Raw genomic sequence first — 23,072 nt, forward strand, 5'->3', positions numbered from 1 at the left:
GAAGAGTGGGTGAACAGAAGACGACTCGACGGCCCGTCAGGCCCCGGGCCCCGTCAGGGACGGCAGCAGGCGACCGGGCTGCTCCCCCGTGGGCGGCACCGTCGCGGAGTCGTCCCCGGGCCGGGCACGGGACCAGGCCCCCGCGGCCGACGACCCGCCCTGGGCCGACGGGTCCCTGAGGGTGACGACCACGTACGGAGAGCCCGGCGCGGCGTTACCGGTCAGGAACACCTTGTCGGTGGTGGTCCACACGCCCCTGCCGGTCAGCGCGCCGACGACGACCCGTGGGTCGGGCCCGTCGGCGGCTCCGGCCTCCCGCACGGCCAGGACCAGATCGGTCCGGAGGGGCTTGCCCACCAGTTCCCGGTCGCGGGACAGCAGCTCGCCGACCTCGTCGTACGGCACCCGCAGGACGGGGCTGCCGGGCAGGGACATCAGGAGGTGGCCGGAGTTCCCGGGGGCCCAGATGACGTACGGGTCGGGGCCGCCGGGGGCCTTCCACGGCGCGGGCTCCACACCGCCCGGCTGGTGTCCGCCGCCCGGTTTGGGCACCGCGGTGACGAGGACACCCGTGTTCAGCGGCCCCGGCGTCCGCGCGCTCGGGAACCAGGTGCGTCCCGCCGTGGTGCCGTCCGCGCCGAGCAGCCGGGTCTCCGGTGCGAGGGCTCCGAGCACCTCCAGGTGGAACGCCCCCAGGGCCGCCGGGCTGTCCAGGTCCCGTCCTGCTGCCGCCGCCCGCGCCACCAGATCGATGACTTCACCGCGGCGCGCCGGATCGGGCCGCTCCAGATGAAGGATCCGCGCGCCCTCGCTGTCCGGGTCGGGGTTCCGGCGCTCCCAGGCGAGCGCCGCCGCGGTCGCCCAGAACAGCCGGGCGCGTTGGGACGGCCCCACCCCGGCGCCGTCCGGCAGCCGCAGTACGCGTGCGGCCTCGGCGTCGAGGGCGCCGGGCCCGTCGAAGCCGCCCAGCCGCTGGGCCGCGTCCACGAGCACGGGCAGCGGCACGAACGCGGTGAGGGGGGCATCGGTGCCGGGTGCCGTGGCGGTGTGCAGCAGGGCGGCGCGGTAGTCCTCGGCGTCGAGGGCGGTGCCGTCCGGCGGACCGTCGGGAAGGGTCCCACGGATCTCCCGTACGGCGTGGTCCAGCAGGTCCATGGTGAACGGCGTGGCGCCGGCCAGCCATGCATCTCTCCCGCGCATCGTCTCCAGGGCGCCGATGCCGGCGAGCAGGCGGGGGTAGTCGGCGTCCTGCTCCACGTCCGCCCCCAGGACCGTCCGCAGGGCGCGCACCAGCCGCAGGGTCGCGTCCCGGACGGCGGGCGAAGCCGGCCCGTCGCCCTGGTGGAGACCGGCGAGACGGGCCACCTCGTCGAGCGCGGCACCGGACGGCTCGGGCCGGAATTCCAGCCACCGCCCCCGCCTGCCCCGGGGATCGGTGCTCAGGATCCGGACGTATCCACCGCCCTGCTCCGCGCTCAGACGCTGGATGCCGCTCGGCCTGGTGGAGGCGAACACCGTGCGGCCGGTCTCGTTGGCCGTGTGCTGGGCGTCGCTGACGGTCGCCAGGGGGTCGGCGACGAAGGGGATCAGCGGGGCGTCCCCGTTGACGAAGTCCGGGCCGCCCGCGGTCGCGTGCCAGCACTCGTCCATCACGATCACGTGGTCGTCGGAGAGCCGTGCCACGCTCGGCCGCCGCTTGAGAAAGGCACCGGTCGCGGTGGACCGCACGATGTGGCTCGTGCCGTCCTCCAGCGCCATGTCCGTCATCCCCGGAAACCCGTGTACGGCAAAGAAGTAGGCCGGCCTGCCCGCCCAGGGCACCGGGTCGGGGTCCTTGGTCAGGACGCCCGTCACCGGATCCTGATGCCAGAGCTCCGTCGCCGCCGGCATCCGCCGCATCAGCCCCTCGAAGCGGGCTGCCTCGGCGGGATGGAACACGAAGCGTCCGATCGACCGGCCTTCCGCGACCTGGGTGTACGACACGACCTCGCTCTCCCAGGCGGGCGCGTCCCGCAGGTTGTCCGGCCCCAGCACCTCGCCCGGTTCGCTGACGCTCCAGGTCCCCGCCGTCTCACCGGGACGGTGCTCCGGTGAGACGACGGCCGGGCCACCCTCCGTCTGCGGGGTGAACCGCAGACGGCCGCTGGTGGACCAGGTCGTGCGGCCGGTGCGGTCGGCGACCGCGCGCGGCAGGGCCAGGCCCCGCGCACCCGCCTCCGGGACCAGCAGGACCACGGGGACGTCGGCGGGGAGACCCGCCAGCACCGGGTCCAGGGCGAGCAGTTCGGCGAACACCTCGGTGGGCACGCGGTGCGGCGTGCCCTCGCCGTCCAGCACGACGACGTGGTCATGACCGCCCTCGGCGGCCAGGACGACGTACGGCGCCGGATCGGCGTCACCGAGCGGGGGCTCCCCGTAAGGCTGCTGGGCCGCTCCGACCGTCTGGGCGGTGTCCAGGTTCCTGATCCTGTCGCCTGTCCAGTTCCTCCCCCGGCTGCCACCGGTCCGGGGCAGGGTGCGGGCGACGGAGAACACCCCGTCCAGCACGAGACGGAAGGCGGCCAGGCCGGCGAGGCTCGTGGCCCCCTCCACGGTCTCGTCGAGTGCGACCCGGAACAGCTCGCCCCGCTGCACCTGGGTCACGGGGGCCTGCTCGCCCAGCCCGAGGACGTACCGGGTCACGGTGTCCAGGTCGAACGGGCCGTCACTCAGCGGGGATCCGGCCGTGGCCCGGCGCAGGGTGTCCAGCCGTGTCAGGGTCTCGCGCAGCACCGGGTACAGCGCCGCCGTGTCGATGCCGGGACCGTAGAGGTCCTCCAGGATCTGGTGGTGGTCCGGCTCTGCGTCCACGCTGTCTTCTCCGTCGCCGTCCTCCCAGTCCATGATCATGTCGAGGGAGTCGACGCTGCTCTCCGGGGACGTGGGCTCCGGGGAGTCGAGCAGCAGCTGTGTGGGCGCCATGGTGTCGGGCTCGCCTCGCTGGACCCGGATGAGCCGGTGCTGCTCCGGTGTCAGAACCAGTTCGTCGACGGGCAGTCGGTCACCGAGCATCGCCGCCTGCGTGGACTGTGCCAGCGACAGCGTCACCCCGATCGCGTCGAGTTCCGCGAGCGACACCATGCCCTTCAGCGGCACCACGGCGGGTGGGGCCGGAGGCTGTGTGGGGGCGGCGGTCGCGGTCTTGACCTGTTCGGGCACGACCCGCACGCCCAGCCGTTCCGAGAAGAGCCGCGCCACCTCCCGCAGCCAGCCCGCCGCGACGTCCGGGTCGAGGCCGGGGCGGACGGATTCGCTCATGTAGCGGCCCGACTTGTCGTTCACCGTCCACCGCTTCAGTTCCCGGCTCCACAGGAACTCGCCGGAGACCCGGCTCATCCCGGGTTCCGACCGGCCCGACTCCCCGAACCGCGCGGCGATGCCCGTGTGCCCGAGGCCGTCCAGGTCCTTCCGCAGCTCGTCCGCCGTCAGGTCCGGGGTCACCCGCCGCATGCCCGCGAGCAGCGCGTCGAACTGCTCCGGCGTGACGATCGTGCTCGGCTGCTCGCTGCCCAGCAGGACCCGCCCGTCCCCGGTCACCGTGTAGATCCACACCGCGTCCGGGTTGGCCGTGACCAGCAGACCGGGGTCGATCTCGTCCAGCGGGACCCACAGGGGGTTCACCCGTACGTCGCCCGCCGTGTCCCGCTCCTCGGGCTTGACACGCTTGGGAGCCACACTGTCGCCGAAGACGAGCAGGTCATGCGGTTCCGCACCGCTGCCGTCGTAGTGGTCGACACCGTTGTAGTGCACCTCGATCACCCGGGACGCATCGCTCGGGCCCGCCCGGCGGGTATCGGCCAGCCGGCCGTTCCACGCCACCTCGACCCGGGCCTCGAAGGTGTGGGCGAGCAGAGGCAGGAAGATCTCGCCCACGTCGGTGATGTAACGGTCCTCCCAGTGCGAGACGGCGTCCAGGACCGCGTGCATCTCCGCATCGTCCAGAGGTGCCGCGCTCGTCGGGTACAGGACGGCCAGCTCCGTGCGCAGGCCCGCCTCCGAGCGGTCGACCAGGGTGTCCGCGTCCACCCCGTGGTGGGCGAGCAGCGAGACGAGTCCGGCCCGGTGCAGTCGCGCGATCCGGGACCCGAACTCCTCCACCGTCGACAGGCGCAGCTGCCCGATGACGGACCGGGGCAGGCGGCCTCCGCTCCCGGCCACATATGCCTCGACGGCCTTGCGCATGGCGCCGACGACGGCGGTCTCCGGACCGCCCGGGTAGTACCCCGTCGTGGACCGGACCACGGCCCGGCTGCTCAGTTCCCCGCGTACGGCGTGGGCGTCGTCGAGCCAGGCGTCCGCGTCGGGGTGGGACTCGGCCAGGCCGGGCAGCCGGCTGCGTACGTGTCCGGGGTCGCTCGCCATGAACGAGAAGAACAGGCACTCCCCGGTGCCCGGGACCCGCACGGGCCGCCCTCTGGCCGCGCCGGGCGGGGTCTGGCCGGGATAGGGCGAGGGCTCAGGCTTGGGTTCGGGCTCAGGCTTGGGTTCCGGCTTCGGCTTCGGCTTGGGTTCCGGCTTCGGCTCCGGCTTCGGCTTGGGTTCCGGCTTCGGCTCCGGCTTGGGTGCGGGCTTCGACTCAGGCTTGGGTTCCGGCTTCGGCCCCGGATCCGGCTTGGGTTCCGGATCGGGCTTCGGACCCGGCTTCAGCTCAGGCTCCGGCCCCGGCTCCGGCTTTCCTTCCGCCGGCACCGCGAGTTGGTAATGGCGGTCGGCCAGGCTCAGCACAACGCGCGGCCGAGGGCCGACGGGCAGCGCTCCCAGGGAGCCCGCCAGGTGGCCCGTGGGGTCGGACGGTCCCGGCCCGAAGTCCTGGAAGCGCCCCGCTTCGTCCACGACAGTGATGTCCACGCCGAACGTCCGGGCGGCCAGCACCGGCAGCAGATCGGCCGCCCCGTGGTCCCAGCCCGCCTCGCCCGCCGTGTTCCCCGGGCGCATCAGCTGGGCGACGGCCAGCGCTGCCCGGGCCGCCCGGCCGGGGGTCACGGAGTGCGGGATCAGCCCTCCCAGACCGTCGAACTCGCGGCCGCCGGGGGTGTCCGCCGCCAGCGGTCCCGCGGCCCCCCGCAGCCCCGCCCCGGCGGCCTCGGTGTCGCTGAAGGTGTCCGTGACGTCCGGAGCGACGGCGTCGAGCAGGTCCGCGTCCGACGGGTCCATGAGCCGGGCGGCGAGCATCCGCAGCACCGCGTCGGCCGCCGCCCGCCGGTCTCCCAGGTCCACGCCCTGGTCGGTGAGCAGGTGCGGCGCACTCCTGCTCAGCCCCTCCACCAGGGCGTGCAGGAAGGCGTCCCCGTCCGCCGGTACGTCGTGAAGGGCGTACGTGACCCGGTCGGGCGAGGTCAGCCGGGCGTCCGGGCCGCTGCCGGTCCTCGTGTACGCCGGGGGCGCGGGCGGTGCCGGCGGCGGCGGCTCCGCCGCGGGCTTCCGGTAGGTGACCGCCGGGGGTTCCGCCCTTCCCGCCAGCCGCTCCCGGCCCTCGACGGTGGCCGCTTCCTGGTGCCACCGGGTGAGCTGGTCCGTCGCCGCCCGCACCCGGTGGTACTCGGCCGCCGCGTCCTGGGCCGTCGTCCTCAGCGTGTCGAGCAGGGCCCGCCGGTTGCCGAAAGCGGTGACGGCCGCGTCGTGCCGCCGGGTGGCCGACCGGACCCGCAGGGCAGCCGCGGCCACCGCTTCCTCCGCCCCGGTCACCGCGCGCGCGGCCGCCTCGGCGGGGCCACTCGAAGAGGCCACCCGGGCTTCCAAAAGCGGGAGTTGCGCCTCGGCTGCCGCCAGCTCCGCGCGGGCCCGCGCGATCTGCTCGCGCATCAGCTCCGCCCAGCCGTCGTGCGCGGCCTCACCTGCCGACTCCGTGTCGGCCTCGATCGCCGCCCGGACGTCCCGTATCCGGTCGCGTTCCGCGTCCAGCCGCGCCCGCGCCGTCGCGAGGGCGTCGCGGGGAGCCACGGCGGCGAGGTTCGCCGCTGTCAGGCGGCGGTCCGCCGCCCCGGCGGCCGTCCGCGCGTCGTCGAGGACGACCCGCGCGGCGTCCCGCTCCTCCTTGAGGCCGATCGCCGGGCGGCGCTTCTTCCAGTACGCCTTGTCGGCGTCGACCCAGGCCTTGCTCGCCTTGCCGACGGCGTCCCACGCGGCACCTACCCGGGCAGGGAAGTTCGTGTCGTCGATCAGTCCGAGTTCCCGGGCGACGTCGTCCCTGACCCAGGTCAGGGCGTACGCCTCCGAGCCCACCGCCTTCATGCCGGGTCTGGTACGCCCGAAGGTGCCGCCGACGAAACGCCCGAGGCGGGTGTCCTTGATGCCCCGCTGCACATCGGCGACGCTCAGCCACGAGGTGGGGACGGCGAACAGGAACACCCGCCCCGTCTTGGGTTTCGTGTTGATGGAGGTCAGCTGGTCCGCCGAGGTGGGCAGCGCGTCGCCCTCGGCGGCGTACGGCCCGGTGCCCGAACCGCCCATCTGGTGCAGGCCGGTCTTGTCGGAGCTGATCAGGACGCCCGCACCGAGCGCGGAGTCCTGGACGTTCTCCCGGCCGACGGACGCCGCCGCGCCGGCCCCGGTCCGCCGGAGCATCTCCATCTTCTTGCCGTCGGCGACGGTCAGCAGCCGGGCCCGGCTGAAGTCGGGCTTGGCGTACAGCTCCAGCTGCGCGCTCTCGGTGGCGGCGATGTTCTTCTCGGTCAGCCCGGGGATGCCGTAACCCTGCGGCGTCACCGCACGGTGGTAGTACGCCGTGAGAGCGGCGTTGCCGGAACCGTCCTCCAGCGCCTGGGCCGAGCCGGTGCCCAGCCGGGTCAGCCCGGTGTCCCTGGCCCTGCGCGCGGCATCGGGTCCTTCCATGGAGAACCCCGCGTCGTACGACAGGGCCAGCGCGTAGGTGTTCGCCACCTGGATGTCCGCGAGGCCGACGATCCGGCGTACGTCGAAACCGGTGGCGGGGAACCGGAACGGCTTCAGGGTGCCGTCACCGTGCAGGGTGTCGGGGCCCAGTACGTACGGCGAGAGGCCCTGCCGTGGTGCGGCGAGCCCCGTCAGGTCCGGGGGCGGCAGCAGATCGGCGCCCTCGGTGTCCGGGCCGGCGTCGGGGGCCATCAGGCTCAGCGGCACGTGCTCGCGCAGGGCCCCGGCGGGGCGCGCCACGCTGATGACCTGCTTGCCCCGGAACCGGTCGAACCCTCTCCGCACGGACCCCCGTTGCCCCGGCGCCGGGTCGTCGGCCTCCAGGGTGATCCGCAGCGTGTAGGGCGTCGCTATCTCCGCGTACGGTTCCGTCGAGGCGGCCCGGAACACGGTCAGGGTGGATTCCGTCCGGCTCTCGCCGCTGGATTTACGGCCGGAGCCGGTCTCCGTGAAGGTGGGGCCCCCCGCCACGGCCCCGGTGGTGTTCTCCGTGTGGACGGCCTCCCCCACGAGGTAGCCGAAGTCGGCGCCCTTCGTGGACTCGGCGCCCTCGGTGACCGTCTCGATGGCCCGCCGGTTCTCCTCCATCTCCACGCTGTGGTCCAGCATCTCGAACGTCGGCGTGCCCGGTTCGAGCTGGACCCTGATCCGGATCTGACGCTTGCCGATGCGGACGCTGTGCCAGCCCCACGCGCCGGTGCGGGCCGGGACGGAGGAGCCGCTGCCCGTCGACTCCTTGTCCAGGGACCGCATGACCCGGGACGAGACCAGGGTCCGGACGCGTTCCCGGCCGGCGTCGTCAAGACCGAACGCGGCCACCTGCTGTTCGAACGCGGCAAGCGCCGCGGTCGGGTCCAGCGCGTTGACGGCGTACGTGCCGAAGGCCTCGTTCCGCAGCCATGGCTGCGGGGACCAGCCGTGCTCGGTGTAGCGCGGCACCTCGCCCATGCCGTCGTCGATCAGCCCCACCAGGTGGGCGCTCTTCTCCGGGACATGGGCCAGCCAGCCGCCGGGCACGGTCGTCATCCGGCCGGCCGCCGCGGCGATCCAGTCGGGCACCAGCGGCCGGCCTGCGGCGCCGGAGTTCAGCAGGCTGGACGTCAGGGCCAGCCAGTGCTCGGCGGTACCCGACACGAGCACCTGGTGGCCGAAGCCCTTGCGGTTCATGTCGTGGACGAAGGCACGGGTCACGGTCCTGCTCGACTGGTCGGCCGTCGACCAGGGGCTGGCCACCAGGCCGTACGTGCCGAGCAGGCCGGGCCCGGCCGCGTGGGAGCGTGCGTAGACGAGCTGCCCGCCGACGAAGAAGGTGCGGGTCTTCGTGAGCTTCCCCGCCGTCTGCCCTGTGCCGCCGAGCACCATCTCCGTGTCCATCGGCACCGACCCGGTGAGGGCCTGGATGCCGTTCACCGCCGTCAGGTGCCGGAAGGTGGCCCACAGGGTGGCGTACGGGCCCTTGCCCATCAGCCCCGAAGCACTCCAGCCCAGCGGCCCGGAGCTCTGGTCGAAGTTGGCCGTCAGGTACTGGGGCTGGAAGGCACGGAGCACGGCCTCGCGCGTCGGTGCCCCTTCCTCGGTGAGCTGCCACGCACCGCCCGACCCGGAGGTCATGGTCTGTCCCAGGGCCGAGACGAGCGCCGGTGACGGGACGACGTCGATGGTCAGGAACGGATGGTTCTGCAGGTCCCGGAACATCTGCGAGCCCCGGCCGTCCGCTGTCACCGGGCCAGCGTCCCCCACCAGATCGGTGGCGCGCACCAGGCTGCCCGGCCGGGACAGGTCGCCGAGGGCCAGGGCCCGTGCCCGGTCGGGGCGCAGGGTGCGCACCGGCTGGAGGGCGACGCTCGTGTAGGGGTTGGCGGCGCCGTAGCGGTGCGGGTCAACCGCGGGCGCGTGCGTGCCGGGGATGCTGATGAGCACCTGCGCGGCCAAGGGACCGCCGCCGACCCGGCGCCCACCGGGGCCCGTACCGATGAGCAGGTCCTGCGGCCGGCTGAAGACGAACGGCTGGGTGCCGAGCAGCCCCAGCGTCGCCGCCCCGCGCAGTAGGCCGCGGAACCGCCAGTACCCGCCGCGGTCCACGGTGAGCGAGAGGTCGTAGCGGTAGAGGTGCGACGGCCCGGCGCTCACCGTCATCGGCTCGTACGTGGCCGTCGCGCCGAAGCTGGTCTCCTCGTCGTTCTGCCACCCCCAGCGCACACCGGCGCTCGGCCCGCCGGAGTTGTTCGGGGCACCGATGTCGTCGGTCATGGGGTCACGGAAGGCGAGCAGCCCTTCGACGCCCGCTTCCCCGATGCGCTTGGCGCTCTTCTGGCCGTCCACCCGCTCCACACCGATCGAGCTATAGCGCAGCTTGAAGTCGTCCTGTACGCCCTCGAAGCGGCGGTTGGTCAGCTCTCCGCGCAGCCAGATGTAGCGGTGGCCCTGCCCGATCCTGCCCGGCTCGTTGAAACGGATCCGGATGCCGGTGGTGGTCAGCGCCTCCAGGTTCCCCGCCATGCTCCGGTGCGACAGGGCGCTGAGGACCTCCAGCGTGTTGGCGAGAGCCGTGCGGTACTCGTCGTCGTTCCTCCACCGCGTCGTCGGCGTGGGGGACGCGACGGCGGTCGGGTCGGGCCGGTCCAGCAGGGCGTGCGCCCGCTCCCGCCAGGTCCTGTGCTCCGGCGGCGCCAGCTGGTCGAGCCGCGCGACCATCCCTGGATACGCAGCCGCGAGCGCCGTCAGCACCTCGTCGGCGAAGGTGTCCAGGAGGGTCCGCTCCTGTCCCGTGACACCGGCCGGCCCGGTCTTCGTACCGTCGCTGAAGGCGAACTCCTCCACCCGGTGCATGCCCAGGGTGGGCGGCCGGTCCCGGGCCAGGTACGCGGGGGCGAACGGCTCGGGCGTTCCCGCCCGCAGCGCGCGTCGCAGGCCGTCGTCCCAGCCGGCCAGCCGTCTCGCCTCCGTACGCGTCATCCGGTCCACGCTCCAGGTGTGGAACCGCTGCGGCCGGGTGCCACTGCCGCTGCGCTGGACGTACACCGTCTTGCGGACCAGGTAGAGACCCGTGGCGTCACCCTTGACCTGGCCGGCCGTCTTGATCGCCCCGGATCCGCCGAGGCCGGCGGTGCGCGACGCGGAGAAGAGGTAGCGGAACGCCCCACCGAACTGGAGACGGAGATTGAGGGTGCCGTTCCCCAGGTCGAAGAAGTTGAAGGCCGGTCCCGCGACGCCGTCGATGCCGAGCGCCGCCGTCTTCTGGACACTCCGGTCGTTGCGCACGGCCACGGTGTTGATGTCGCGCATCTCCGCGTCGGGCGTCTCCGTGATCAGCGTCGCCCGGCCCGGCACCACATCGACGACGAACACGCCCAGCGGTGTTCGGGCCTTGTCGTCGGCGAACAGCGGCACGGTGGTGACCCGGCCCCTCGACAGTGCCGGGCTCTGCCGCTGGAAACTCAACGAGGAGAAGAAGGAGTTCAGTTCACCGTAGGCGGTGCTGTCCGGCGCCACCCCGATCTCCTGGGCCGCCCAGTCCCGCATCCGGGAGACGGGGCCGAAGCCCTCCGTCCGGACCAACCGGTAGGCCGACTGCCGGCTGAGCTCCATGGAGCGGGGGATGCGCCCGAAGGACGCGGTCGTACTCGTCACGCTGTCCGGCAGCCGTACGGACAGCCCGTCGCGCATCGCGAACCCGAAGACGGCGGGCCCGGGGTCGGTCACGGTCCGGCCGTCCGCATCGGTGACCTGGAGGTCGTAGTAGACGTGGTCCAGATACACCCGCGATCCGTCGAGCGCGCGGGTCTCCGTCTGGCTCGTCCCCTGCTCGGTCTGCCCGTATCCCACCCGGTCGGTGAAACCGAGCCGCAGGCCGAGCCGCCCGAAGCCGCTGAAGGCGGCTGTACCGACAGGTCCGATGGGCCCGCCGAGCGCGAACTGGGTCGCCGACTGCATGGTCTTGCTCTGCCCGGCGGTGAAGACCGAACGGTGCATCCCGTCCACCTTGACGGGGCTGCCGTAGGTGTCGTCGAACTGCTCCCAGTCGCCGTAGTGGCGCGCGACGATCCCCAGCTTCCGCACACTGCCGTCCTGCGCCGTGTACGGGAAGACGCGTCCCTCCCCGGCCAGGGTCTTGGGCTCGTGGGTGAAGGCGTACGTGACGTCGTCCATCAGGCTCGCACCGGTCGCCCGGCCCTTCTTCGGCCGCGCCGGGCGCACGGTGTCGGACGCTGCCGACAGCACCCGGCCGATCTCGGCCAGCGCCTTTCCGGTACCGCGCAGGAGGACGTCGCTGTGCCCGAAGGTCATGCCGCCGGAGACCATGTCGAGGAGGATCTCCGGGGGTGCGTCCCGGAGGAGTTCCTGCACGTCGTCGATGTAGGCGGGCATCCGGGAACCGTTGCCGAAGTCGGCCCGGTCCCGCCGCCCGCCGAGCGGCCGGGGCCGGTCCCGTTCCAGCACGGGGGGCCGGGTGCGGGGGAGCACGGGCGCGTACGGCTCGGCGCCGGGGTCACCGCTGGTCGTGACCGGGCGGCGGGCAGGCTGCGGGGTGGCCCCGGTCGCGGTCGCCGGGGCGGTTGCGGGTGCGGGGGCGGGAGTGGTGGCGGGGGTGGGGGTGACGTCCCCGATGAGCCTGCTGATCAGCTGGAGGTGGCGACTGCGCAGGCCGCCCTGGGCGAGTCCTTCGGGCGCGGGCCGCGTGTAGTCGCCGAGGAGGCTGCCTTCGACGTCCGGGCGGTGCGGGGCGGCCGTGTGCCGGGACTCGTCGCGGAGGCCGAGCATGTGCGTGATCTCGTGCGCGTAGTCGACGGGGTCCGCGTCCGCCCACCAGGCGGAGCGGGTCATCTGCTGGTCACGGCCGACGAAGACGACGTTGAGCCCGTTGGGGTGCGGGTCGCTCCCGACGCGCTCCACGGTCACATGCAGGAGGTCACCGTTCGGCAGCCGGTGCCCCGGGGCGTTGAGCGCGGTCTCGACACCACTCAGCACCTTGTCCCAGACGTCGTCGGGCATCCCCTCCGGGGAGGCGGTGCCGACATGGACGGTGAGGTCGGTGACATGGTCGCCGCCGGCTTCGAAGCGGCGTACGTCGAACTTCGACCTCACCGCGAACTGCGTCGTCTGTCCCGGCCGTTGCGGGTCGGGGGGCGCCGACACCGGGTCGACCCAGGTGTGCGAGCGGGTCACCGGCTCCGCCCCGGCACGCGCCGCTTCCCATTCCGGCGACCCCGGGCCGGTGGTCCCCGGACCCGGCCCCGGGCCGGTGGTCCCCGGCACGGGACCGGGCGCCCCGACCACCTCGGGACGGCGCTCCGGTGACACCGGGTCCTCCGGGCCCGGCTCGCCCGGCAGCTCCTGACGGTCCGCGGCGGACCGCGTACCGGGCGCCGAGGGGGAAGGGGTGGCCGCCGAGGCGGGGGAGGGCGGGGCGGACTGCGGGTGGGAGGACGTGGGCGCACCCCCGGCCGAGGTGGTGGGCACCGGCGCGCCTGCGGCCGAGGTGGTGGGCACCGGCGCGCCTGCGGCCGAGGTGGTGGGCACCGGCGACGGGCTGCTCACAGGCATCGCGCCCGGAGGAGTGGCGGCGGGTGAGGTGTCCGACGCGGCTGTCGGCGTGTGCGGCAGGTCGGCGGTGGGCGTGTGCGTCACCGTCGGCGGCGCTGCGGCGGGCGACGTCCCCGCGTCGTCGGTGGTGTCCGCGTCCACTTCCTCGGCCGGTCCCGGCTGGCCCGTGCCAGCTCCGCCCCGTGCGGCTGACGACGGCTGGGGCGCCTGCGGGGCCGTCGGCGAGGACGAGGCGGGCAGGTGCGGCGCGGGGGCGGCCCCCGATCCCGACGGCCGGTGGCCGGACGCCGGTGCCGCGCCCTCGCCCGCCCGGTGGCGGTCCGCCGCGGGGCCGGACGTGAGATCCGTTGTGAGGTCGGAGGTGAGGTCGGTCGGCAGAACCGACGCCTGGTCCGCCGTGGGGTCCGACGGAAGGTCCGCCGTGTGGTCCGGCGTGAAGTCCGGCGTGGTCTCCGTCGTGGGGTTCGCCGTCCCGGCCGTCTGTACGGGCGTCGGCACGAGAGGCGGCAGCACCGTCCCGGGCGGGGGAAGCGGGAGGCCCGAGGCCGGCCCCGGAACCCCGCCGCCGGTCCGGACCGTGTCCGGCACGTCGCCCCGTACGCCGTCCGACACCGGCGGGCCGGGCGTGGACGACGGTCCGGGGGACGTGGCCGGGCCCGCGGGGGCCACCGTGACGGGCGGGGACAGGACCGGCGGTGGCGTGACGACCGGGGGCAGCGCGGTCGGCGGCGTGGTCGGCGGCGCGGTCGGCAGCGTGGTCGGCGGTGCGGTCGGCGGCGGTGTGACGGCCGAAGACGTGCCGGTCGTGGGCAGCGGGCTTCCGCCGACCGTGCCGGGTGCGGGGCCGGCCGGCGGCACCGCTCGCGTGGGCGGGCCGTCGCCGCCCGCACCGCCCGTGCGCGGCAGGTCGTTCAGCGAGTCCGGGCCCACCGGCGGGGCGAAGAACTTGCTGTTCAGCCACAGTGCCCCTCCCCCGACCGCGGACTCGGCGTACATCCCGAACACCCCGCTGGTGCCGGACCCGACGAACGTCTCCCACTTGAACTCCCAGTTCCCGTCGAAGAGTCCGTTGACCAGCACCTCCGCGAGCGACTCGCTGAGCCCGGAGACGACGAAGACCGCCGGGACGTCGTAGACGTCGTTGAGCACCTTGGTCACGAACGGGTTCGGCTTCGGGACGTCGATGGGCAGGTTGTCGAAGTGGTCGCCCCCCGTGTCGAGCCAGTTCTTGAACTTGTTCGAGAAGTACCCGCCGACACTCTCGAAGAGCCCCCCGAGGGCACCGAACGCCGCGGCCTTGCCGACATCGCCCCAGTCGATGCCGTCCGGTTTACGGCCCGGAGGGTTGAACGCGATCTGGGCGAGCTTGACCGCCAGTGTCTGGATCGCCTCGGCGAAGGCCTCGCTCAGCGCGGGCGCGATATGGGTCATCCGCAGCAGCCGGTCGATGATCATGAGCAGCGCGAGCCGGCTGCGGGCCCGCGCCAGCGCCATCTGGGAGATCGACGTGCCGCCGGTGAAGAACGCCATGGCCGCCAGGAAGGCCAGCTCGATCAGGAGCATGACGATCTCGGCGATGATCTCCCACTTCGACTCCTGGATCTTCATCGAGTAGTCGATCTGGCCGTCCGCCATGTCGTCCAGCTGGTCGACGAGCTCCTCCAGCCGGTTGACGCCCCCGTCGTCCGTCAGCAGGGACAGCCCCTGGACGTAACCGCGCGCGACGTCCTCCGGCAGCGCGCGGCCGGCGTTCTGTACGGACTCCCGCACGGCGTCGCGCAGTTCGAGGACCCGCTTCCCCAGGTCGAGGTAGAGGGCACGGCTGTCCCACGCCAGGTTCTCCCTGGCCTGCAACGGCATCTCGCCGAGCAGGATCCAGAGCATCTTCCTGACGTCCTCGGGGAAATTGATCTCCTGCACTCAGCGCTTCCCCTGCCCGCCGTCGCCCCCGAGGGCCTCGTTCGTCTTCCGCTGGTGGGCCTGGATCTGTTCGGTGGTGTCGGTCCGGGTGCCCTCGATGTTCTCCAGATTGGTGAGCGTCGCGGAGACCAGCGCGTCCAGCGCCTCGTACAGACCCTGGGTGATGTCGGTGCAGTACCGGTTGTTCTCCTCGTACTTCGGACGCACGTCCCGGGCGAAGTCGTCCGTCCAGCCGGGCCATTCCGTGTAGTCGTTCTCCTGGCGCCTGAAGTCCTCGCCCATCTTCTTCGCGAGGGCGGGCAGGTTCTTCATCTCCTCGATGCTGCGCCGCAGTCCGCCCGGGTCCGCCTCGTACAGACCGCTCATGCCCTGCCCCCGTTCCGTGTGCCCGGACCCGTCCGGCCGTCGTCGTCCGAGTCGTCGTGGATCTCGTCCCGCAGCCGGTCGCCGGACCGCCGGCCCCCGCCGCCCCCCGGGCTCTCGTACGCGGGCCCGAGGATGCGGTCCCAGTCGACCTCGAAACCGCCGAACTCCGGTGCCACCCCGCTGGGGCGGGTCAGCGGCTCGAAGATCTCCCGCACCCGGTGCGCCATCTCCGCGCGCCCCTGGTCAGCGGCCTCCAGCACCGAGGCGGCGAGCTGCCCCGCCGGCATGGAGCGGTACCGGCCGTCCAGGAACCGCAGCCCTGTCAGCTCGCCCTGCGGCCCGACCGTCACCTCGACCGTGCGGTCACGCGAGCGCACGGTGTGCGATGCGCCGCGCAGGTCCTCCTCGGCCCGGGCCACGGCGGCTTCGACCGCCTGGAGCTCCGCCATCGCCTTCGCCACGCGCCGGTCCATCGGCTCGCGCGGGTCCCCCGGGGTCATCGGCCGATCACGGCGGGCGAGCCGCCCTCGTCCGTACCCCAGACGTCCTCTTCCTCCTGGACCCACGCGTCCCTCGCCCGGTCGCCGCTCTCCGTCTGCGGACGGGCCGGGGCGCCGCCGCCCGCCGGCGGGACGAAGGGCATGCCGCTCGTGGTCGTGGCGTTCCTCGGGAGGGCGATCGGTGCCTCGTCGGGCGCCCGGCTCGACGCCGTCATGCCCGCACCGCCCCTGCTCCTGCGGTTGCTGACGACCTGGCCTCCGTCGATGACGTTGCGGATGCGTTCGGATGTGCCCTGGCCGCCCTGCCCGCCGCCCTGTCCACCCATCGGCATCCCGCCCATCGGCATGCCTCCCATGGGTGTGCCCCCGGCCCCTCCGGAGCCGCCGACCGAGGATCCGGGGAGCGAGCCGGTGTTCAGGGGGGTACCGACCATCGGTGGGGAGCCGGCCCCCTCGGCCGCGGTGGCCGCCGCCCGGTCGAACGGGGAGGCGTAGGGCAGCTCGTCGTACAGCTCCTCCTCGTAGGGGAAGCCGGAGCCGTACGAGGATGTGTCGTAGCCGGAAGGCGAGCTGCCGGTGCCGCCGTTCAGATAGCCGGAGGTCGTCGTGCCGTCGGGCCGTTCGTAGGTCGTGGCGCCCGTGTCCGGGTCCAGGACCGAGGTGCTGCCGTCGGGGAACTCCGTGACGAGGCGCCCCTCGGAATCCAGGTGGGACAGGCTCCCGTCGGGGTTCGGCAGCGTGTCGCCGATGTTGAGGGGGCCCGTCATGGAGGTGCCGTCCGGGCGGGTGATCGTCGCGCTGTGGGACGCCGGGTCGATGATCGTGCTGCTGCCGTCCGGGTAGTCGGTGACCACGCGGCCGTCCGCGTCCATGTGGGTGACGCCGCCGTCGGGTCCGGGCAGACCGTCGCCCTGATAGACGGGGCCGCTGATGGTGGTGGGGGATGCGAGATCGTCGCCCAGGAGGGGTCCGTCCAGTGAGCCGCCGTCGAGGGAACCACCGTTGAGCGATCCTCCGCCGATCACTCCGCCGTCGGCCGAGATCCTCCTGAGCGCGTCACGGGCCGTCGTGTCACCGACCGGGGAGCCGCCGTCGGGCGAGCCTCCGTCAAGCGATCCACCGTCGAGCGAGCCTCCGACGAGCGATCCACCGTTGAGCGAGCCTTCGTCGAGCAATCCGCCGGCGAGCGATCCGCCGTCGAGGGAACTGGTGTCGAGGGACCCCCGGTTGAGTGAGCCACCGCCCAGCACCTGCTGCCGCTGCTCGTCGTAGGCGGCCTGTGCCTGCGCCTGGGCCTCCTCGCGTTCCTTCTCCTGGGCCAGCTGCCGCTGCTCCTGCTCGGCCTGCTTCTGCTCCTGCTCCTGGCGCGCCGCCTCCTGCGCGGCTTCCGCCTCCTGCGCGGCTTCCGCCTCCTTCTCCTTCTCGGCCTGCTTGGCCTCCAGTTCGGCCTGTTTCGCCTCCTGCTTCGCTTCCTGCTCCGCCTGCTTGGCCTCCTGCTCGGCCTCCTTGGCGGCCTGCTTCGCCTCGGCTTCCGCCTGCTGTTCCGCCTGCTCCTTCCTGGCCCGCTCCTGGTCGGCCTTCGCCTGGTTCATCTGCAGGAGCTGCATCTGTTCCTGGCGTGCCTGGGCCTCTTCCTGCTTCTTCTCCTGTTCGGCCTGCTTGGCCTCCTGTTCCTTCTCCTTCTCCTCCTGCTTCGCCTCCTGCTCGGCCTGCTTCGCCTCCTGCTTCGCTTCCTGCTCCGCCTGCTTGGCCTCCTGCTCGGCCTCCTTGGCGGCCTGCTTCGCCTCGGCTTCCGCCTGCTTGGCCTCCTGCTCCTTCTCCTTCTCCTCCTGCTTCGCCTCCTGCTCGGCCTCCTTGGCGGCCTGCTTCGCCTCGGCCTCCGCCTGCTTCGCCTCGGCCTCCGCGTCCCGCCGGGCCTGTTCCTCCGCGGCGGCCTTCTCCTTCGCCTCCTGCTCCGCCTTGGCCGCCTTTTCCTTCTCGTCCTGCTCGGCCTTGGCGGCCTTCTCCTTCGCCTCCTGCTCGGCCTTCGCCACAGCGGCAGCAGCGGCGGCAGCAGCCGCCTGGTCCTTCTGCCACTGCATGAACTCTTCCTGCTTCTTCGCGGCCGCGGCCGCCGCGGCCTCCGCCTCCGCCTTGTCCTTGGCCGCCTGGTCCTCGGCGTACTGGGACGAGAGGTCGTCACCGCCCCTGGTCCTGATGGACCCCAGGTCGAAGTTCTTGGTGCTCCAGCTGTTGTGCACCTGACGGATCGCCTCGTCGGCGGGCTCCACCAGGTTCTCGATCACCGACGCCTGCCAGTTCTCGATGGCCCTTTCCCCGACCTTCTTCCACGTCGAGAGTTCCGTCAGATTCCCGAAATCGTCAGCCTTACCCAGACGGGTCGCATCCTGCGCGAATGTACCCGTCGTGTGATACGTGGTGTAGTAGGACGGATATTGCCCGCCCGTACTGTTCACCTTGTAAGTGATCTGCTTTATATTGTTGTGCCACACATGATCGGCTATTTCCTTCAGCAGATCATGAAGCCATCGCAACGGGTTCCCCATATAGAGTTCCCAGTCCATCCACCTCCGGTGCAGTTCGACCACCGCGTTACGGAAGTCCGTCTTCGCCTGACGGATCTCGTCGCCCTGGAGGGACCCGGTCGTGTCCGTCGCCCGCATGTCCTTCTCGTAGCCGGCGTACTGCTTGCCGAGCGTGTGCACGAGGTTCCAGAAGACACCGGCGGCCTGACCCCGCCACGCCTCGTTCTGCTCGGTCCCGAGCCTGCTCTCCCACTCCTCCACGGCCTTGCTGCGCGCGGCGAAGAACTGGGCCACCCGGTCGAAGGAGGCCGCCGCAGTGTCGAAGGACGCCAGCGAGACGGCCTGGTCGTTCGGCACGTCCACACCGTTCCAGGCGAAGCCGTGCGTCCCCTTGTCCTCCTCGTACAGCAGCGCCTCCAGCGCCCGGCCCGTGCCGTAGCTGTACTGCGTGAGGTCCTGGGTGCTCCAGGTCGCCTTGTCCCCCGAGAGGCCGAGGTGGTTGTCGTACTGGCTCTTGAACTCGCCGCCCTCCACCACACCGCCGGCCGGAGGGCCGTCGTTGCTCTTGTTGCCGAGCAGGGTGAAACGGGCCTTGTACATCGAGACCTGGTCGCCGGTGGACGCCGTGTCATCGCTGGTCGCGTAGAAGGGAATCACGAAGTCCGTGTTCTCGATGCGCCAGCCGGAGTTCTCCACCATCCAGTTGAGATCTTCCACATCGACGTACGTCACGGAGTTCTGCCTGCTGATCTCCACCTTCATCTGCGGAATTCCGTCGTTGCCTTCAAGGCTTTTGAAGAGGGTGTCGCGCGCGGGTGCCTTGTATCCGGTGAAGAACATGACCGCTTGGTGCCAGGAATCGTTGGCCGAGGTGAGCGGCTTGACGTTGTCCTCAGCCATGATCAGTCGTCGTCCTCGCCGTTGCCCCCGCCGAGGACGTCGTCGATGTCCGAGAAGATGTCCAGCAGTTTCTGGCCGTCGATCTTCTCCAGATTGGCCCCCTGCGTCTTGAACAGCTCCTCGATCGTGCTCTCCAGACCGTCCTCGATGCTGCTGAAGAGGGTCTTCTGTTCTTCGAGGATCGCGACGATCTCGGTGATCATGTCGACCACCGCCTTGTTGAGGCGCTGCCCGTTGGTGAGGGTGTCCTTCAGCATGCCGCCGATCGTCAGCGGCACGGAGGCCCCGGCCAGGGTGCCCTCCGGCCGCTCACCCTCCGGCAGCAGGTTGGACAGCGCGGGGGCGTCCGTCCCGTCGCCCTGGATCTTGCGAATTTCCTCCGAGAAACCCTGGACGTCCTGGCTGAGGAAGTTCTCGAGCCAGGCCTTGTCCAGGTTCACGGGCGCGCCCTGCGCCATGCCGATACCTCCTGGTGCCGTGGGGACAGAACATGCGGGCGGCGGCCGCCACGGCGTGCGCCGGGGGCAGCCGCCCGTGGGGTTGTGCCGGGCGGTCAGCGACCGACGCGGACGCCCTCCCACAGCTGGGTCAGGGACTTCTCGCTGTACTGGTAGCTGCCCGAGACATCGGTGAGCAGCGCCGAGTGACTCGCGAGCAGGCCCTTCATCGCGTCGACGGCCTGGTTCCAGGCGATCTGCTTCTGCGTGTACACCTGGCGGTCCTCGCCCTCCCAGGTGTTCTTGAGCTCCTGCAGCTCGGCGTCCAGGTTCACGAGAATGCTCGCTATCGCCTTGGTCTGCTGGACCATGTCATCGGCGGCATTCTGCATATGGGAGTAGTCGACATAGATGTAACCGTCGCTGAAATCACTCATGTCCGGCCTCGTTTCGCGGGGGATACGGGAAGGTGGGGGCCCGGGGGCGGGGTCAGCCCTTCAGGGCGTCGAAGACCGACTGCGACTGGCTGTAGGCCTGGTTGATGGCCTCGTTGGACGACCCCTGGGTCATGCCCTGAGTCCGGAGCGTCTCGTTGAGGGTGTCGACCATCTCGCGGACGTTGCGCGAGATGATTTCCGCCTGGTCGTCCCACTGCTTCAGCAGGTCCTGGTAGGCCTTGCCGTCCGAGCCCTTGAGGCCGGAGGCGAGGTTGAACTTCATGTTCTCGACGTCCTGCCGGCTGCGCTGTACTCCGGTGAACGCCTGCTCCAGAGCGGTCACACCGTTCTGTGTGGCGCGTGCTTCCGACTGCTGCATGCCCGCCATGGACAGCACCTCCTGATGTTGGCGACGACTGGGGGTGTCGCGTCAACCAAACGTAGACAAGAGGCAGTTGAGGCAGCAACGAATTGCTGGGAATTCCCCGATCCGTCGCACTCCATTGGCGACGGCCGCCCCGGGAATTCATTTTCCGTACGCCATTCATTTCCGGTATCCCGTCATTTCGGATCGCACCGGGCCGCGGTGGTCGAAGAGCGTCCGGCCGCCGCCGCCTCGGGTGTCAGGTCCGGTCCGGTCGGCAGCATCGCCAGCAGCGGGGCCGGCAGCCCCTCGGCCGAGCTCGCGGTGTAGCCGAGCGCCTCGGCCGCCTTCTCCGTGCCGATCCGGTACTTCATGCCGGTGTCCGTCACCAGGTAGACCGTGCCGCCCACCTCCCCGCCACCGGCTCCGAGCGCGTGCACCAGCGCCCCGCCGCCCGGCCGGACGGTGATCCGGCCGACCCGCACACAGGCCGGGGTCAGCCCCTCGGCCGGGGCCTGCGCGGCGGTGCCCAGCGCGCCCTGCGGGGTCTGCACCACGCTCACGCGCGTACCGGAGCCGTCTGCCTGGATCCGCACGCAGAGGGTCCGCCCGTCCTCCAGGGACACCGCGTCGGGCGGAGAGTCCGGGAGCCCTCCGGCATCCGCGGCGGCCGGCGCCCGGTGGTCGGCGAGGGCGTCCGATCCCAGCTCGGCGGCGGTGGCCGACCGTCCGCCGTACACCTTCTTCCGCGTCTCCGGGTCGCCGAGCACCAGGGCCGCCCCGGTCGCCGTGAGCGGTGCGAGCCCGTCCTCGGTCAGCAGGTGGTAGCGCCCCTGCGCGCCCGGGACGGTGATCCGGAACACCTCACCGATCCGGGTCTCCCGGCCGCCGAGCAGGGGCCCCTTCCCGCCCCGGCCCGCGACCTCGGGGGGCTCCAGACCGGGCCCGGAGGGCAGGGCGTTGAGGAACGCGGCCGACACGCGCAGCCGGGGCGTGGATGCGTAGCCGAGCGCTTCGGACGCTCCGGCCGCACGGTCCAGCCGGAGCTTGCTGCCTCCCCACACCAGGTAGTCGGTGCCGTCGGGTCCGCTCACCAGGAGCCCCTGGCCGGCGGGCAGGCCCTGTCCGCCGCCGCCCGATCCGACGGCCAGCGTGGTGGCCGCCGCACCGGTCGTGCTGCCCGAGCACACCTGCCAGGCCCCGGTCTCCAGGTCACCGGCGGCGGGCAGGACGTCGGGGGCGCCTGCGATGCCCACCGGGGTGCCGTGCGGGGTGTCCCGCAGCGAGGCACCCCCGACCTGCGTGGTCTTCATCTCCGCCCCCGCCAGCAGCCGCGCGGACGCGTAGTTGCGTACGGGGCGCAGCCGGCCGGCCAGGTAGAGGTAGCGGGAGCCGGTGTCCTTGTCGACCACCAGGGTCCCGGCCTCCTTCCATGAGTCCGTCGTGCCGGGCTTGAGGAGCCCGAAGACGAACGCCCCGGCGGACAGCAGCACGGCGATGACGATGCCCAGGGCGATGCCCCGGTTGGTCCGCCCCTGCGGGCTCTCCGGCGCGTCCGGATCGCCCCGGAGCATCCCGGAGGTGAGGCGGCCCATGACGAACATGTGCGCCTGGACCTGATCGCGTTTCGACTGCACGGCGCTCCCCCGGAGTCAGGCGTTGAGGGCGCGCAGGGCGCCGTAGACCCCGAGCACCCAGAGGGTGAGCGGCAGCAGGCTGATCGCGGTGGCCGAGTGCAGCAGTTCCCCGGCCCGGCCCCAGTAGGGCACCAGCCGCCGGCCGGGCACGGTCCAGGAGAGGATCGCGGCGAGCGCGGCGACGGACAGCAGGGTTCCGGCCACCAGCAGCCGGGTCCCCGGCGCGGCGTCCCGGGCCGCCGTGACCGCGAGCAGCAGCGCGCCGCCGGCGGCGGGCACCACGAGGGAGAGCCGCTGCCACACATGGCCGAGCCCGCGCGCGTGGAGCGCCAGCAGGACGATCAGGACCGACACCAGGACGACTTCGGGCAGTCCGGCATGACGGACGAGCACCCCCAGGCACCCGGCGCAGACCAGCCCCACGGCCCCGTACAGCGAGGTCATCCATCCGTCCGCGACCACGGTCCGGTTCGCGACGAGTGCGGTGGGGTGGGGCTCGATGCCCTCCTGGAGCTGCTGGGCGTTGGTGGGGAGCGGTGGCATCCGCAGCCCGGACATCCGGAAGGACAGCGACGGCACGAAGGCCCCCAGCACCACGGCGGTCAGCACGCACACCGCGGCCGCCTCCGCCGGAGCGAGGTCCGCGGTGATCATGAGGGCGGCCCCGAGGACCCCGAACACGGCGATCACGGCCATGCACAGGAACAGCGCGGCGAAGGCCGCCACCACCGCCAGGGCTAGCACCGCCCCGCCCGTGCCGGCGGCGGAGGCGGCGAGCAGCCTGGGCCCCAGGACGGCCTCGTGGTGCGGGCCGCCGAGGTCGCCCCCGGTCAGCAGCCAGCCGGCCAGCGCCAGATAGGGGCCGGCCATGGAGCCGAGAGCCGCCGCCGCCCCGGCGTCACCGACCGCGCGGCTCGCCGCCGCCGCCCCCGCGAGCAGCAGCAGCCCGGCGAGGGCGGCGCACAGCGCCCGGGTCCCGGTGTGCGGTGCGGGGAGCGCGAGGACGACCAGCCCGGCCAGGAGAGCGGCCACCGCGAGTCCGCAGAGCGTCCGCCGCCCCGCCGCGGGTCCCCAGCCGTAGGGGCGGCCGTTCATGGTCGTCGAGATGCCGTCCACCAGGTCGTCGAGGTGGACCTCGGGCAGGGCCTCCGTGCGGGGCCTGAGGTGGACGGTCTCACCGTCGCGCAGGTCGTACGAGTCGAGGGTGCGTTCCTCGTCGAGCGGCGGGCCGCCGAGGCGTTGCAGGACCCAGCCCCCGTGCTCGATGCCCTCCTCCGCGAGGTCGTCGCCCGCGTAACCGAGGACCGCGGGCAGCAGATCGGCCACCGGTACGTCGGCGGGGACGGCGAGGTCGATGCTCCGGGCGGGTGCGCGGACGGTCAGGCGGCACACTCCGGCCACCTGGGTGTCGGTCATGGGGGCCTCTCTCCCGGGCACGCGGTCGCCGGGGGAAGAGGTGCCCGCCCGGGTCGGTGCCTTCCCGAACGGACGTCTCCACCTGGCGTGTTGGGG

Annotated in this window: 9 protein-coding genes; all 9 read right to left on the reverse strand. The window is 72.5% G+C overall.

Going from position 1 to position 23,072, the window contains the following annotated elements:
• Positions 1-36: 36 nt before the first annotated feature.
• A complete protein-coding gene (locus AB0P41_RS07980) occupies positions 37-14,394 on the reverse strand; it encodes a lonely Cys domain-containing protein (RefSeq protein ID WP_365930835.1) in 14,358 nt (4,785 codons plus the stop codon).
• Positions 14,395-14,760, reverse strand: a complete 366-nt coding sequence (locus AB0P41_RS07985) for a hypothetical protein (protein ID WP_365930837.1) — start codon at positions 14,758-14,760, stop codon at positions 14,395-14,397.
• Positions 14,757-15,260, reverse strand: a complete 504-nt coding sequence (locus AB0P41_RS07990) for a YbaB/EbfC family nucleoid-associated protein (protein WP_356709337.1) — start codon at positions 15,258-15,260, stop codon at positions 14,757-14,759. Before AB0P41_RS07990 ends, AB0P41_RS07985 begins: the two co-directional genes overlap by 4 nt.
• On the reverse strand, positions 15,257-18,685 hold the full coding sequence (locus AB0P41_RS07995) for an AAWKG family protein (RefSeq protein WP_365930839.1): 3,429 nt from the start codon (positions 18,683-18,685) through the stop codon (positions 15,257-15,259). Before AB0P41_RS07995 ends, AB0P41_RS07990 begins: the two co-directional genes overlap by 4 nt.
• A gap of 2 nt (positions 18,686-18,687) precedes the next feature.
• Entirely contained in the window at positions 18,688-19,143 is a 456-nt protein-coding gene (locus tag AB0P41_RS08000) for a type VII secretion system-associated protein (protein WP_356709333.1), read from the reverse strand.
• Between the two features lie 95 nt (positions 19,144-19,238).
• Positions 19,239-19,559, reverse strand: coding sequence for a WXG100 family type VII secretion target (locus AB0P41_RS08005; RefSeq protein ID WP_356709331.1), 321 nt, complete (start codon positions 19,557-19,559; stop codon positions 19,239-19,241).
• A gap of 52 nt (positions 19,560-19,611) precedes the next feature.
• On the reverse strand, positions 19,612-19,947 hold the full coding sequence (locus tag AB0P41_RS08010; RefSeq protein WP_365930842.1) for a hypothetical protein: 336 nt from the start codon (positions 19,945-19,947) through the stop codon (positions 19,612-19,614).
• 173 nt (positions 19,948-20,120) lie between these two features.
• Positions 20,121-21,560 carry a type VII secretion protein EccB gene (gene eccB / locus AB0P41_RS08015; protein ID WP_365930844.1) on the reverse strand — a complete coding sequence of 480 codons (1,440 nt, stop codon included), beginning with the start codon at positions 21,558-21,560 and terminating at the stop codon, positions 20,121-20,123.
• A 15-nt stretch (positions 21,561-21,575) separates the two neighbouring features.
• A complete protein-coding gene (gene eccD / locus AB0P41_RS08020) occupies positions 21,576-22,976 on the reverse strand; it encodes a type VII secretion integral membrane protein EccD (RefSeq protein ID WP_356709325.1) in 1,401 nt (466 codons plus the stop codon).
• Between the last annotated feature and the right edge of the window lie 96 nt (positions 22,977-23,072).

This window comes from Streptomyces sp. NPDC079167 (assembly GCF_040686735.1).
In the GTDB taxonomy this organism is placed as follows: Bacteria; Actinomycetota; Actinomycetes; order Streptomycetales; family Streptomycetaceae; genus Streptomyces.

Bases quoted from the DNA above. Each gene is read 5' to 3' on its own strand.
- AB0P41_RS07985 (WP_365930837.1), bottom strand. From the start codon at position 14,760: ATGAGCGGTCTGTACGAGGCGGACCCGGGCGGACTGCGGCGCAGCATC.
- AB0P41_RS07990 (WP_356709337.1), bottom strand. From the start codon at position 15,260: ATGACCCCGGGGGACCCGCGCGAGCCGATGGACCGGCGCGTGGCGAAG.
- AB0P41_RS07995 (WP_365930839.1), bottom strand. From the start codon at position 18,685: ATGGCTGAGGACAACGTCAAGCCGCTCACCTCGGCCAACGATTCCTGG.
- AB0P41_RS08000 (WP_356709333.1), bottom strand. From the start codon at position 19,143: ATGGCGCAGGGCGCGCCCGTGAACCTGGACAAGGCCTGGCTCGAGAAC.
- AB0P41_RS08005 (WP_356709331.1), bottom strand. From the start codon at position 19,559: ATGAGTGATTTCAGCGACGGTTACATCTATGTCGACTACTCCCATATG.
- AB0P41_RS08010 (WP_365930842.1), bottom strand. From the start codon at position 19,947: ATGGCGGGCATGCAGCAGTCGGAAGCACGCGCCACACAGAACGGTGTG.
- eccD (WP_356709325.1), bottom strand. From the start codon at position 22,976: ATGACCGACACCCAGGTGGCCGGAGTGTGCCGCCTGACCGTCCGCGCA.